Origin of the sequence: Sinorhizobium chiapasense (assembly GCF_045277575.1) — a bacterium.
Lineage (GTDB): Bacteria > Pseudomonadota > Alphaproteobacteria > Rhizobiales > Rhizobiaceae > Ensifer > Ensifer chiapasense_A.
The window spans coordinates 1,067,948-1,081,186 of record NZ_CP144206.1; the positions used below are offsets into that span (position 1 = coordinate 1,067,948).

General features: G+C 61.4%; 10 protein-coding genes. 1 reads left to right on the forward strand and 9 read right to left on the reverse strand.

Features of this window, described 5'->3' with window-relative positions; all coding sequences use genetic code 11:
- Nucleotides 1–196 precede the first annotated feature (196 nt).
- Nucleotides 197–1,522 carry an MFS transporter gene (locus tag QM996_RS23780; RefSeq protein WP_334198482.1) on the forward strand — a complete coding sequence of 442 codons (1,326 nt, stop codon included), beginning with the start codon at nt 197–199 and terminating at the stop codon, nt 1,520–1,522.
- Between the two features lie 30 nt (nt 1,523–1,552).
- On the opposite strand, the gene QM996_RS23785 is transcribed toward QM996_RS23780, so the two are convergent.
- From QM996_RS23785 to QM996_RS23825, 9 genes are all read right to left on the reverse strand, one after another.
- Nucleotides 1,553–2,869 carry a sensor histidine kinase gene (locus QM996_RS23785; RefSeq protein WP_334198483.1) on the reverse strand — a complete coding sequence of 439 codons (1,317 nt, stop codon included), beginning with the start codon at nt 2,867–2,869 and terminating at the stop codon, nt 1,553–1,555.
- Between the two features lie 4 nt (nt 2,870–2,873).
- A complete protein-coding gene (locus QM996_RS23790; RefSeq protein ID WP_334198781.1) occupies nt 2,874–3,527 on the reverse strand; it encodes a response regulator transcription factor in 654 nt (217 codons plus the stop codon).
- 157 nt (nt 3,528–3,684) lie between these two features.
- A complete protein-coding gene (locus QM996_RS23795) occupies nt 3,685–4,419 on the reverse strand; it encodes a methyltransferase family protein (protein WP_334198484.1) in 735 nt (244 codons plus the stop codon).
- Between the two features lie 12 nt (nt 4,420–4,431).
- Entirely contained in the window at nt 4,432–5,199 is a 768-nt protein-coding gene (cmoA, locus tag QM996_RS23800) for a carboxy-S-adenosyl-L-methionine synthase CmoA (protein ID WP_334198485.1), read from the reverse strand.
- A 200-nt stretch (nt 5,200–5,399) separates the two neighbouring features.
- The gene (locus QM996_RS23805; RefSeq protein WP_500270493.1) at nt 5,400–6,290 is read right to left on the reverse strand and encodes an efflux RND transporter periplasmic adaptor subunit; all 891 of its coding nucleotides are present in this window, start codon (nt 6,288–6,290) and stop codon (nt 5,400–5,402) included.
- On the reverse strand, nt 6,265–8,241 hold the full coding sequence (locus tag QM996_RS23810) for a preprotein translocase subunit SecA (protein ID WP_334198487.1): 1,977 nt from the start codon (nt 8,239–8,241) through the stop codon (nt 6,265–6,267). The genes QM996_RS23805 and QM996_RS23810 overlap by 26 nt, the downstream gene beginning before the upstream one ends.
- A gap of 20 nt (nt 8,242–8,261) precedes the next feature.
- Nucleotides 8,262–9,083 (reverse strand): SapC family protein, encoded by an 822-nt coding sequence (locus QM996_RS23815; protein ID WP_334198488.1) that lies wholly within the window; start codon nt 9,081–9,083, stop codon nt 8,262–8,264.
- A gap of 111 nt (nt 9,084–9,194) precedes the next feature.
- Nucleotides 9,195–11,342 (reverse strand): efflux RND transporter periplasmic adaptor subunit, encoded by a 2,148-nt coding sequence (locus tag QM996_RS23820; RefSeq protein WP_334198489.1) that lies wholly within the window; start codon nt 11,340–11,342, stop codon nt 9,195–9,197.
- Nucleotides 11,343–11,352: 10 nt separating this feature from the next.
- A complete protein-coding gene (locus QM996_RS23825; protein ID WP_334198490.1) occupies nt 11,353–13,098 on the reverse strand; it encodes a GAF domain-containing protein in 1,746 nt (581 codons plus the stop codon).
- Between the last annotated feature and the right edge of the window lie 141 nt (nt 13,099–13,239).

Here is a 13,239-nt window from a genome sequence, read left to right on the forward strand (position 1 = left end):
TGCAGTGACGGCATTATCGCTCTATGCGCGTTGTACTGGCGCAATGGCTATAGTCGGTTCGATGCCGGCCGTTCCAGGGAACGCCAGGCACGAACTCGAATGAGGCATGTGCGCATGTACGTGCACGGCATTCTTGATATCAGACGCCAATTGGTCAACACTCTAACGACAAGACGCAAGTTCGTCGGAGAAGTTCATGGTTTCGGTCGCTCACCCCACATCGTCCGGTCTCGAACGCGATGCACGTCGCATTCATGAGGACGACAAGCCTCTCTCTCCGGGCAGTATCGCCATCGGCGTGGTGATCGGGCGAACCTCGGAATTCTTCGATTTCTTCGTTTACGGCCTCGGCTCGATCCTTGTTTTCCCGAAGCTGATCTTCCCGTTCGCGCCCAATGCGGTGACCGCGACGCTGATGTCCTTCGCTCTGTTCCCCCTCGCGTTTCTTGCTCGCCCGGTCGGCTCCTTCGTCTTCATGTGGATCGACCGGAACTACGGGCGCGGCACGAAGCTGACCGTGGCCCTCGTCATTCTCGGCGGTTCGACGGCGTCGATCGCCTTTCTGCCCGGCTACGACACGATCGGCTACTGGGCCGTGGCCCTGTTGGCGCTGTTTCGATTGGGACAGGGATTCGCGCTTGGCGGCGCCTGGGATGGTCTTGCCACGCTGTTGAACCTCAACGTGCCGCAAAATCACCGCGGCTGGTACGCGATGATCCCGCAGCTCGGCGCGCCGATCGGCTTTGCGCTGGCGAGCATTCTCTTCGGCTATTTCGTCAGCAACCTTTCTGAGGCGGACTTCCTCGCCTGGGGCTGGCGTTATCCCTTCTTCGTCGCCTTCGCGATCAACGTCGTCGCGCTCTTTGCGCGCCTGCGCATCGTTGCCAGCAAGGAATTCGGCGCAGCCATGGAGGCCAAGGAACTCGAGGCACGGCCGATCTTCGAAATGCTGAGCAAACACAGTATCGACGTCGTTCTCGGCGCGTTCGTGCCGCTTGCGAGCTTCGCGATGTTCCATCTCGTCACCATCTTCCCCTTGAGCTGGGTAACGCTCAATGGTGGGCAGTCGGCTGCTGAATTTCTTTGGGTGCAGGTGGCGGGTGCCACCGTCGGTGCCATCGGCATTGTGCTGTCGGGCGTGATCGCCGACCGGGTCGGCCGCCGCAACCAGCTGATGATCGGCGCGATCCTGATCGCAATCTTCAGCTTCTCCGCGCCCTTCCTGCTCGATGCTGGCGGCAAGGGCCAGGATGCCTATATCCTGATCGGCTTTGCCATTCTCGGGCTCTCCTTCGGCCAGTCCTCCGGTGCCGTATCCTCGCGCTTCACGCAGTATTATCGCTACACCGGCGCCGCACTGACGTCGGATCTCGCCTGGCTCGTTGGTGCCGCCTTTGCGCCGCTCGTGGCGCTCGGTCTCGCAAGCAGCTTTGGCATCATCTTCATCGGCGGATATCTGATTTCGGGTGCGATCTGCACGATCGCGGCGCTCAGCCTGTCCCGGGCACTCGATCAGCAGTAGTGGCGGCGGCAGCCGCTCTGCCTGGCCTCGTCAGAGGCGAACCTCGACGTGGAAGCCCCGGTCCATTCCCGGGGCCGGCGAGGCGATGCGCAAGTGTCCGTGCATCTGTTCCACCAGCCGATGCACGATCGCAAGGCCGAGGCCGGAACCCGAAGCTTCCGTTGGCCCCCGACTGAAACGCTTGGTCAGGCCATCCAACGTTTCCGCGTCGATGACGGCACTGTCGTTGGTGACGCGCACACCGTGCGCGTCGACGTCGATGTTGACCGGGCTCCCGGAAGGGCTGTGTATCAACGCGTTTTCTAGCAGATTGCGCAGAACGATCGCAAAGGCATCGGCCCGGATCGGACGCACGAGTTCGGCGCCGTCGGCGACATGAACCTTGAGGCGGCTTGCGCCGAGTGCCGAGCGGTCCATGTCTTCCAGCACGAGAGCCAGCACCGGCAACAGGTCCGTGCTTTCGTCCGCGATAGCGATCCCCGCCTCCGCCCGCGACATCTGCAACAGCTTCTCGGCCAGTCGACCGAGATGAAGCAGCGCGCGCTCGATCTGACCGGTTCGCTGCCGAAAGGCCGGAGGCACCTCGCTCATCAACCGCTGTGTTTGCGCAAGCGCGCCGGCGATCGGGGTCCTCAGTTCATGGGCGCTGTTCGAGGTGAAGTCCCGCTCGGCTTCGAGCGCGGCCTTGAGCCTCGTCAGCAGCAGGTTCACCGAGCGGGCAATTGCACGAAGTTCTCTCGGGAGTGCGGCTGCGTCCAGCGGAGCCATATTGCCGCTGTCCTTCGTGAGGATTTCTTCGCGCAACTGTTCGACCGGCGCAAGCGCGCGACGCGCTACAAGGATAATGGCGATGATGCTGGTTGGGATCAGCACCAGCAGCGGCAAGAAAAGCGCCGTGCCGCCTTCGAAGAGAGCTTCGGTACGATGGTCGAAGGCATCGGCCACCTGGACGAAAATAGAGCCGTCAGCCGTCCCGGCGGTGTAGATCCGGTGCGTGGCCGTTTGCGAGAAGCCGACCTTAAGCGGAACCGCGAAGGGTGTCGGTGCGCCGTCGTCGAACAAAACTCTGCCGCCTCGATCGCGGACCTGATAGATCAGATATTGTGAATTCAGCGGAGGCGCGATGAGGCTGCCAGCGGGCGTGCCATTGGTACTGTCGCGGGCGATGTCATCGACGACGATCTGCAGCAGCCGCTCGGCCGTCTCCTGGACCCCGCTGTCGAAAATCTCGGTGAATTCATCCTGCATGACATAAACGCCAAGGCCGAGCGCGACGAACCAGAAGACGGCGACGACGCTCGTCAGCGCGATGGTCAGCCTGCGGGTCATGCTTGCCACGCGCGACATCGGGTCACCTGATGCTGTAACCGAGGCCCCGAACCGTCTCGATCCGGTCGGAGCCGATCTTCTTGCGCAGGCGGCTGATATAGACCTCGACCGTATTGCTCTCGATTTCGGCGCCAAAGGCGTAGAGCGCGTCGTGAAGCTGCTCTTTCGATACCAGTGCACCGGGGTGGGCGACGAGCTTGTCGAGCACGGCCCATTCCCTGGCACTGAGGCTCTGGCTTTCCCCTTCGACCAGCACCTTGCGATGAACCTGGTCGATCTCGATGCCGGGAAGCCTGACCGTTGGCGTCGAATTGCCGACATACCGCCTGGAAACGGCCAGCATGCGCGCACTCAATTCGCCGAGATCGAACGGCTTGACCAGGTAGTCATCGGCCCCGCTGTTCAATCCTTCGATGCGATCGGAAATCTGGTCATGTGCCGTCAGGATGATGATGGGCGTGCCGTCGCCCCGCGTTCGCAGCGCGCGCAGCAGCGACAGGCCCGAACCATCGGGCAGCCGAAGGTCGAGCAGTATGAGACCGTAGAAAACTGTCTCCGTCGCTGCCGTGGCATCGACGATGCGTGTAAACCAGTCGACGGCGTGGCCGGCCGCCGCGACATGGTCGCGCAGCGCCTCCCCCAGAACCTGATCGTCTTCGACTAATAGGACTCTCAAGATATCACCGGACACTTGTTCGTCCTTGCCTATGTTCGACGGGGGGATGGGCGTCAAGCCCTCGAGTGTTCGCGGCTGGGTTTGTATCACCATGCGGCAACGGCATGGCCGGCGCATGATGGCCGCGATCGTGCAGAAAACGGGCGCTGTCGCATGGCTAGGAAGCGGCGCGTTCGCGAAACGCACCGCGCCTTTTCATGTAACTGATGATCGCCGTGCCGATGCCGACGAGCGCCATCAAAACGCCGAGCGCCGCGAGCGCAAAGGTGTTGTGTTCAACCGGCGCATTGCTCGCGAACTTGTACATTTCGGTCGCGAGGATTGCGATCATCGCGGCCGAGACCGTCGAATAGTCCTTGCCGATGACGCGCTTGACGTTGAACGTCATGCCCTCGGTCGACTGGGCGAAGTTTCTCATGCGCAATGCCCATCGCGGCACGTCACGGCAATAGGCCTGGTAGGCTTCACCAAATGTCCTGTCGAGAAAGGCTTCCTCGGCATAAACGATGCACTGGTACATGAAGGCAAAGAGCCCGATGCCGAAGACGACGAGAAGCGGGTTGCCGTGCAAAAGGAACACGCCCGAGTAAAGCAGCATGTTCCCAACGTAAAGCGGGTTGCGGCAGACGCCGAACATGCCTTCCGTAACGAGATCCTTGGCATAGACCTTTTTCTTCAGGCCGCCGCGCTGAATGTATTTGTACCCGACCACCGTCGCACGCAAGGCGAGGCCGGCCAGGATGACCAATACGGCCGGAAGGTCCTTGGCGAGCGTCAGCCCCGGGCTATCCAGCACCAGCGCCGGCGGCGGAGCCAGCAGGAACAGAACAATGATGATGGCCGGAAAGAGCTGGTTCCGGAAGCGGAAGAGAAAATTGCCGATCGCGATCATGGGCTTACTTTCCTACTTGATCGCGATGATGCCGCAGAAATTGTACCAGCGGAAAAAGACCTCGACGCTGCGGAAGCCTGCTTCCTTCAGCAGCTGGAGGTTCTCGTCGAGACGGTAGGGAATGAGCACATTTTCGAGAGCTTCGCGTTTCTTGGCGATCTCAATATCGGAATAGCCGTTGCGGCGCTTGAAGTCGTAATAGTGCTCGATGAAGAGACGATTGAACGTCGAATCTTCGCTCGTCAGCTTTTCGACGAGCAGAAGTGCGCCGCGTTCGTTGAGCCCGTCATAGATCGTGCGCATGATGCGCTCGCGATAGAGCGGGCGCACGAACTGCAGCGTCAGCAGCATCATCACGACGCTGGCATTGTGTACGTCGATCCCCTGATGCAGGTCCCCGACCCTCAATTCGATCGCCCGGCTGATCTCGGCTTGCGCGATCTTCTCCTTGGCCTTCTCGATCATGTCGGGTGCATTGTCGATGCCGACAAAGCGCACGGCGGGATCGACCTTGGCGTCAAGGCCAAGGAGCGTAGTGGCCGTCGAACAGCCGATGTCGTAGAGATCGCTGCCGGCTTCCGCGAAATCCGCGGCGAGTTCACAGACCATGCGCTGGATCTCGACGTAATAGGGAACCGAGCGGCTGACCATGTCGTCGAACACGGCGGCCACAGTCGCGTTGAACGCGAAGTCGCCCACCGGCTGATCCGGCGCCGCGAAAACCTCGTCTCGCCTGTTGTTGTTCTCGTGCACCTGTAGGTGCGGTACCTTGCCAACCATTCGCAGGTTCCTTTGTCCTTCCGAAGCACTTCCAGCGGCGGCACCCTGCCCGCGTTGTGGCAGCGACCGATTTGTGGGCTAGAGGGCCATCAAAACCTGACATGAACCTGAAAGGGGCACCAAAGCACACGGCACGCCAACGGCGCGCCAATGGAACACCCTGATTTTATGAAGTTGAATGCCGGCCGTTCGGACGCGGACTATTCGAGACCGTCGACTCCGTCGTCAAAGGTCACGGTGCAGCGATGCCCGGCCGGTATGTAGTTGTCGGGATTGGGAAGCTCTATCCGCAAGCCGAATGTGCCGCTCGCTGCGTCGAAAACCTGATCAATCACCTTGATCTTACCGGTAAAGCGGCCCTGGATCGGCGCATTCGGAACTACCTGCGCATCCATTCCCACTTGTAACTTGCCGAACTCGCTGACCGGGATGAAGGCTTCGACAAACAGCGGGTCAAGCTTGGCGATCGTCGCCAGCTTGCCGTCCTGGTCCAGGTATTCTCCATTGAAGAGCGAACGCTCGAGCACAACGCCGCTGATCGGACTGCGGATCGTCCTTTGCTCGAGCACGGTCTGCGCCCTTTGCAGCTCCAGCTCAGCGCTGCGCTTGCGGGTTTCGGCGGTCGCAAGCTCCTTCTGGATGACCTCCATCTCGGCAACGGCTTCTTCGAGCTTATCGGTCGAGGTGACGTTGCGGGCCAGCAGCGCCTCCGCCCGTTTCATGCGGTTGCGCGCGAGGTCGAGACGCGCCTTTTGCGCCTCGATCTCGGAGGTACTCGCAGCCTGCTCGGACATCAGCTCGACGGTCGCTTGCTCCGTATCGGAATGGAGCCTGGCGATGATCTGGTTTTCGCTCACATGGTCGCCGCGTGCGATCAGCACCTCTTTCAAGAGGCCGGGAACCGGACTCCCGATGCGGACGACGACAGAAGGGTCAATGACGCAATCGTAAGCTTGCGCCGAAGCCGGCAGGAGGGCGCATAGGGGAAAAAGAACGGCCAGCAACCGCCGCATCCCAATTGGCCTTTCCGGTGGGTATTTATCCATCCCGTCATTTGTCATCGCGTCACTCCGGCAGGCCCGAAAAGGCAAGCAGTGTGCCCAGGCGCCGATCCTGAGCGAGAAGGTTCTTTCGGTCCCTGGCATGCGTGCGTTCTGCCCGCTGCTGGGCCAGGTGGAAAAGCCAAAGCCGGGCGTGCTTGCCGCACTGGCCGAGCAGACGCAGCGGCTGCCAAGGAATGAGATCAAGCAGCGGGTCTTCCAGGGACAGGATTGCTTCCGTACTTCCCGGATCTCCCTTGCGGGCGGTTCGCCCCTGCATCTGCCGGTCAATGCGCCCCGCGTCATGTCGCTCGCTCAGCAAAACGTGAAGGCCGCCGAGCGCGAGAGCCTCCGGGACCACGGCAATGTCGACGCCGCGTCCCGCCATGTTGGTGGCGACCGTCACCCGACCGACGCCGCCCGCCTGCGCAATGATCTCGGCCTCTTCCGAACTCTGTTCGGCATTGAGTACGCGATGCTCGATCCCTTGCCCCTGCAGCACGGCGCTGACCGCTTCGGAAGCGGAGACCGAGCGCGTCGCAATCAGGACCGGGCGACCGGCGGTTTGCAGTTCCTGGACCCGTTGGACGATCGTCAGCCATTTGTCCTCGAGGGTGGGGCAAATCGTCGTCGGCAGTTTCGTCCGCCGCGAAGGCGCGTTCGGGGGAATGCGCATCACCTGCAGCCCGTAGACATGCCGGAGCTCCTCAGTGATTTCACGGGCGGTTCCCGTCATTCCTGCCAGGTGGAGATAGCGGCGGAAGAACCGCTGATAGGTCATCCGCGCCATTGTCAGCTTGCGGCTGGTGATCTCGCAGCCTTCCTTGCCCTCGACGAGTTGATGGAGACCGTCGCTCCAGGAGCGATCGGGCATCACACGGCCGGTATATTCGTCGATGATCTGCACCTTGCCGTCGCTGACGAGATAGTGCTCGCCCTTCCGGAAGAGCAGCAGCGCGACGAGCGCTTGGCTGGCGGCCTCCTCTCGCCGGATGCGATTGCGCCAGATACCACCGATCGCTTCGGCACGCTCCGCAAGCTTGGCCTTTCCGGATTCGGTCAATTCCAGCCTGCGTTCGCCGACCATCAGGTGATAATGGGCCGGCTCCTTGAAGCCGTCGATCAGCGCGAAGGTCTGTTCCACCCATTGCCGCTCGCCGTCCGCGTCCGTTTCCTGGGAAATGATGAGAGGCGTTCTCGCCTCGTCCACCAGCACGCTGTCGGCTTCATCGACGATAGCGAAATGCAGTCCACGCATGACAAAAGGCGGCTCCTGGCCGCGGCGATCGTCGAGCATGCGGTTTATCTTCGCATGAACGGGCCGTGGCTGACCGCCGAAGGTGATGCGGTCGCGCAGATAGTCGAAGGCGATTTCCTTATTGCTGGCATAGACGATGTCGCACGCATAGGCGGCCGACCGCTCCGGGCGTGGGACAGTACTGTTGACGAGACCCGTCGTCAGCCCAAGAAAATCGTAGATGGGGCGAAGTATATCCCGATCGCGCGCCGCCAAGTAATCATTGACGGTGATGACGTGAACCGGAAGCCCGGCAAGTGCGGCGATCGAGGCCGGCAGGCCGGCAGTCAAGGTCTTGCCCTCGCCCGTGTCCATCTCCGCCACGCGCCCCTTCAGCATGGCAAGCCCGGCAAGGATCTGGACGTCGAGGTGGCGCAATCCGATCGTGCGCTGTGAAACTTCGCGCACGATCGCAAAGCCGAGACAAATATTGGCATCGGTGAGGCCATGGCACCGCAGGGCCGCACGGACTTCGCTGATGCGGGCTGCGAGCCCCTGCCTGGTTTCGCCGCGCAAGACGGCTTCCGTCGCATTGATCCTCTTTACGAGTTCCCTCAGATGGCGCCGGTGCAAACGACCGGCAACCATCTGCGGAACGCTGGTCACCATCTTCTCGATGCCGTCAAGCCAGTGCTCGGCTCGCTCCTGGCGTTCGGGGTAGGCGACCAGTGGAGGCGGCGACCAGCTCGGGACGAGAACATTCATGGTCGCTTGCCCGGTCCCCCTTAGGCGCTCGCTTCCTCGACGGGCGCATCATGGCCGTTCCGGTAGCTTTTCGCCTGCTTCGTCACGGCGGGTGGAGCGTCGCCCTTACCGGCAGCATCCACGGCTTCGGGCATGCGCTCCAGCATGCTGGAGAAATGCCTGAGCGAGTGAAGATGCAGGTATGTGCACTCCAACTCGTCATTGGTGAACATCGCCTGCAGCTCTTCGCTCGCCAGCGCTTTCAGCTTTTCACGGTTGACCGTCATGAAACCGGAAAGCGAGCGGCGTTCGCCGCTGTTGAGGTTGAACTGAGCCTGCATCGGCTGCAGTAGCCCCAGTGATTTCAGCCGCTCGCAATATTGGCGCGTTCGCTGGTGCCTTGCCTGATAGTCCTGCAGGAAGCCCAGCACGCTCTTCAGGTATTGGGTTTGCTGTCCCTCACTGTCGAACAGGCGTTCGCCACGGCCTTCGCGATTGAAGCCGTCGAAACTTTCGTCGATGTGAAGGATGAACGTCTTGCCGCCACGGTCCGTCGAAAACACGAACGGATAGCGGCGCACGAACGCCGGCACATATTTGCCGAGCCAGGCACCATCGTCGTCGACGAAGAGGTTCTGTGTCTGCTGGGCGCCGAGAACCACCGCAGGTGTCACCGTGTCGTCCGTGCCGGCAAAGACGATCGGATATTCGGCGGCAGCCTGAGCAAATTCGATGGCCGTCACCGGAACCGAGTTCACTTCTCTTGCGAACTTGTAGGAAGTTCCAGCCTTGATGGAGACATCCTTGTGGCGATCAGCCGAGACGGGATGCACGTCCTGATAGAAAAGAAGTTGTGCTGCCATGGTGTTTTCCCTCTAGTATCTTGTAAGCGTTACTCAGGTATTCGAGAAGACAGCCGCCAGATTTTTACTCGGGCTAATTTGATCGAACACTTTATTAGACTTCGTGTCCAGTCAAACTTTAAATAAACGCAGGAATATTTGCCGCGTTGAACGATAAATTCTACTTGCCATAGGCGAAGCCTCATGGGAGAACCTCACAAAGACGCGTCCGCCTACCCGAGGCACGGTCGGGCTCTCGGTCAGCATCAGATCGAGATGCAAGAGATTGGCGAGCACCCGCCGCTGTGACGTGTCGCGTGGGTCGAGCGCAATGGCGCCTCCGCCGACGGTACTGAGCGCCGCATTGGGCAATGTGTCGGTTAGCGCCGGAACCTCACGGACAACGGCCGCCCTGTAGACCTTCGAAATATCCTCGACGAAACGCAGGCTTACCTCCCGTGTCTGCGAGCGAACGAGGTCGGCGTCCTCCTCCGGGACGATGACCCGAATGGTTGGCTTGTCGAAGTGCGCGACATAGGCGATCACCCTGCCACGTTGCACGAACTTGCCGGGCAGATCGTGATCGTCGGGCAAGATCAGCGTGCCGCTCGATTGCGCTCGAACGATCAAATTCTCCTGCCTTTGCCGTGCCAGGTCGAGATCGGCGAGAGCAAGCCGCAGCTCCTCCTTGACCATGCGCGCATGGGCAAGGTCCGAGAGATCCTGCTTGGTAAGACGCCGTTGGAGCTCGGCGACGCGCAGTTCGAGCAGGTCGACGCGGGCCGCCAGCAGTGGATCCTCCAGCCGGATCAGTGGATCGCCAGCCTTGACCTCGGCGGCGGCTGCAGCCGCGATTTCATCGACCGTACCGTCCGTCTGAACATGGACGATCGCTTCGCCTGGCAGCCAGACGACACCTTGCACGACGGTCGCATGCGGGATGGGCAACACGAATAGCAGCAGCGCGGCGACGGCAAGCGTCGAGGCGACGACCGCGAAAGCCCGTCCCCGGTTTCTTCGCAGCAGCGGGCTCGTCAGCAGGAACCAGACGGCTTTCGCCAATGGTACGGCCAACATCAGGATCAATGCCCATATGGCGAGCAGCGTGCCGACGATGAAGAACTTCTGGCTGACGAGCGCGATGATCGCGCTCGTGACCACGAGACGGTAGAAGAACGCCGAGACGCCATAGAGGACGAACCAGAACTCCTCCCCGGGCGCCGTCGCCGGTGAACTGACCGCGCCGATTTTGAAGGCGTGGCGCTGAACGAGGTAGGCGAGATATTTGTTGGCCCGGCTCGCGAGGTTGGGAATCTCCAGAAGATCACTCAGAACGTAATAGCCATCGAAGCGCAGGAGCGGGTTGCCGTTGAAGAGCAAGGTCGACACGCCGCCGATCAGCATGACGTTGAAGGCGAAGGCCCGAACGGGCCCCTCCTCCGCATTGACCCATACGACGAGGGCAAGCGCGGCGAGCGTCATTTCCACGAAAATGCCGGCAGCACCGACGAGGGCGCGCTGCCACTTGCTGGCAAAAGCCAGGCTGTCGGATGCATCGACATACGGAACCGGCATGAAAACCAGCATCATCGCGCCGACCTCGTGAACGTCGCCACCCCATCGCTTCACGGCGTAGGCGTGCCCGAGTTCGTGCAGGGTCTTGATGAGCGGATAGGCGATCAGCATCAGGAAGAGGTTCGACGTTGACAGCACGCGGTCGGTCACATTGGCGGTCAGCCCGTTCCAGTTCATGCCGGCAAGAACGGCGGCATAGGCGACAAGACAGATGAAGAGGAGTGCGCCGAACCAGGAGAACAGTACCCGCCCGACGACGGCGGTGGCGTTCAGAAACTCGTTCGGATCGATGAGACCGAAGCGAATGGCGAGCGGATTGCCGAAACTCATCAAAAGCTTGCGATTGCGCACCTTCTTGCCGCGTTCGGCGATTTCATTGATGTCGGGCGGCACGTTACCGAATAAAACGTCTGCCGCGTGCAACTGCCCGAGAAGCTGAATGACCTCATCCTGGGTGACGACCTTGTCGATGAACTTGTCGCAGGCGATGTCCCAGATCGCCTGCATCGTGCGCTCGCCATCCATCAGGCTGATGATGAAATAGGTCTCGGGCGTGAAACGATGGAAGCGCCCTGAGGTCCGGTCCTGCAGCACGTACCAGAGCTGGCCACGGAAGACCGTGCGATGGATGCGGACATGGCCACGCAGCTTCAGCTTCAGTTGCGCGACGCGGTACCAGGATGAGCTGAAGTAGGACCGTTCCATATCCGCGTCCTCACGGCAACCAGCGCCACGCGGCGAGATAGGCCCACTGCACCATCTTGTCGGTGTAAACGCGGATCAGGAGCCGTTCGTCCACGGCGGTCTTGGCAATGCCCTCCATGCCGGGCCGCAGCCGATCGCTGACATGATCCAGCGCTGCTTCGACCTTGAAGAAATTGTGGCCCTCCTTCTGGGTGGAAATCGCGGTGATCTGCTCGATCCGGTAGGTGAGCGGCTCCTGCGGAAGTGCGGAAACCCGCAGGACTCCCTTGCGGCCGATCTCGACATCGTCGATGTCGCTTTCGTCGACTTCGAGGATGACGCGATAGGATTCCAGCGGTGCGATCGTGAAGAGCTCCTGTCCGCGCTCGACCGCCGCACCAATCGACTGGCTGAGGTCGCCGCTGACGACATAGCCGTCAAAGGGAGCAAGCAGCCGGGTACGCTTGAGCTGCTCGTCGATTAATGCGAGCTGGGCGTCGGCCTGATCGATCTGCGCCTTGACGATGAGCGCTTCGGCCCGTTCGTGCTGCATCAGCGCCCGGTCGTATTCGGTCGTCTTCTGCTGCCGGGTGGTCGTCAGCCGAAGCCGTTCGAGTGTCAGATCCTGGTCGTCGAGCTGCGCCAGGATCTGACCCTGCTTGACCACTTCGCCGGCCCTTGCCGATTGACTGGAGACATAGCCGTTGAACGGCGCCACGACTGTTCGCTGGATTGTGCCGCGAACGACGGCCGAGGACGTGACGGAGTATTCCGTCGTCGCCACGCTGAAATAGGCGGCCAGGACGGCGGCAATCAGCGTCGCGAGCTTGCGGCCGAAATAACCTGGGCCCAATAGCCGCCGCAACTGGTTGCCGGCGGCCTCCCAGAGCTTCACGAAGACGTTCCTGTCGTTGCGGCGTTTCTCCTCGAGAACCGGTCCGACGACCGCTGCCACTGCGTCACACAGATCGACGGTGGTCTCGTCGAAGGTACTGCCGCGTGGGCGCTGCAGCGTCAGCGCCCCGACAATCTGATGCCCCGACTGCAGTGGGATCGTCAAAACGCCCCCGCACTTGTGCGTCTCGACCAGCTCTTCGTGTGCCCGGACGACGCGATACTCCCATTGCTCCTGCGGCGGGTAGAGAACGATCGCACGCTGATCGACAGCCTCGTCCATCGCCGCGCCGATGTCGCGAATAATGTTGACCTTGTTGCCGAAGCCTGCCGCATGCGAGACGGTTGCGACCCGACATCGCCGTCCGCGGACGAAACCGACGCTGACAGGGTCGCAGGCAAGCCGCATGGCGAGTTCGGTAACGAGCGCTGTGGCCGCCTCGACGAAGCCCTTCGCCTCAAGGACCGCGGCAAGCATGTCGAAGGCCAGCCTGTTTCGTTCACTGATTTCTTCGTTCTCGACTTGGAGCTGGCGCCTGAGCAGCACCTCGATCCAGCCGGAGGCCCATTGCACCTTGCGCATCACTTCGTTGATCGCAGATGGCTCGGCGGAAAGCGAAAGTGCGCAGGCGCCATACAGGCGCTCGTTAACGATCAACGGCGAAGCGATCAATTGCACCATGCGGCTGCCGGTGGTTCCGGTGGATATGCCCTGACGTTGGCTCAGCGCCTTTTCGGCGGCGGCGGTCAATCCCTCGTCGGAGCCCCGTTCCGGCCAGAAGGCGATTGGCGTATAGGGTCCGGTGTCTGGCTCCCCGAGCATGACCATGCCGCTGGCGACGCCTGCGATCTGACGGCAGAGTATGGCGAGCCACGTCTCCACGAATTCTTCCGGCTTGGTCGCATTGCGGAATTTTTGCCAAAGCGCTTGATCCAAAATAGCGTACTTCACCGCCCCCGGGCCTTCGACCGGGGGCGGTGGTGAATATTCCCTGGCAATCTGATCAGTCATGCCGGCACGCGA

Bases quoted from the DNA above. Each gene is read 5' to 3' on its own strand.
- QM996_RS23780 (WP_334198482.1), top strand. From the start codon at position 197: ATGGTTTCGGTCGCTCACCCCACATCGTCCGGTCTCGAACGCGATGCA.
- QM996_RS23785 (WP_334198483.1), bottom strand. From the start codon at position 2,869: ATGTCGCGCGTGGCAAGCATGACCCGCAGGCTGACCATCGCGCTGACG.
- QM996_RS23795 (WP_334198484.1), bottom strand. From the start codon at position 4,419: ATGATCGCGATCGGCAATTTTCTCTTCCGCTTCCGGAACCAGCTCTTT.
- cmoA (WP_334198485.1), bottom strand. From the start codon at position 5,199: ATGGTTGGCAAGGTACCGCACCTACAGGTGCACGAGAACAACAACAGG.
- QM996_RS23810 (WP_334198487.1), bottom strand. From the start codon at position 8,241: ATGAATGTTCTCGTCCCGAGCTGGTCGCCGCCTCCACTGGTCGCCTAC.
- QM996_RS23815 (WP_334198488.1), bottom strand. From the start codon at position 9,083: ATGGCAGCACAACTTCTTTTCTATCAGGACGTGCATCCCGTCTCGGCT.
- QM996_RS23820 (WP_334198489.1), bottom strand. From the start codon at position 11,342: ATGGAACGGTCCTACTTCAGCTCATCCTGGTACCGCGTCGCGCAACTG.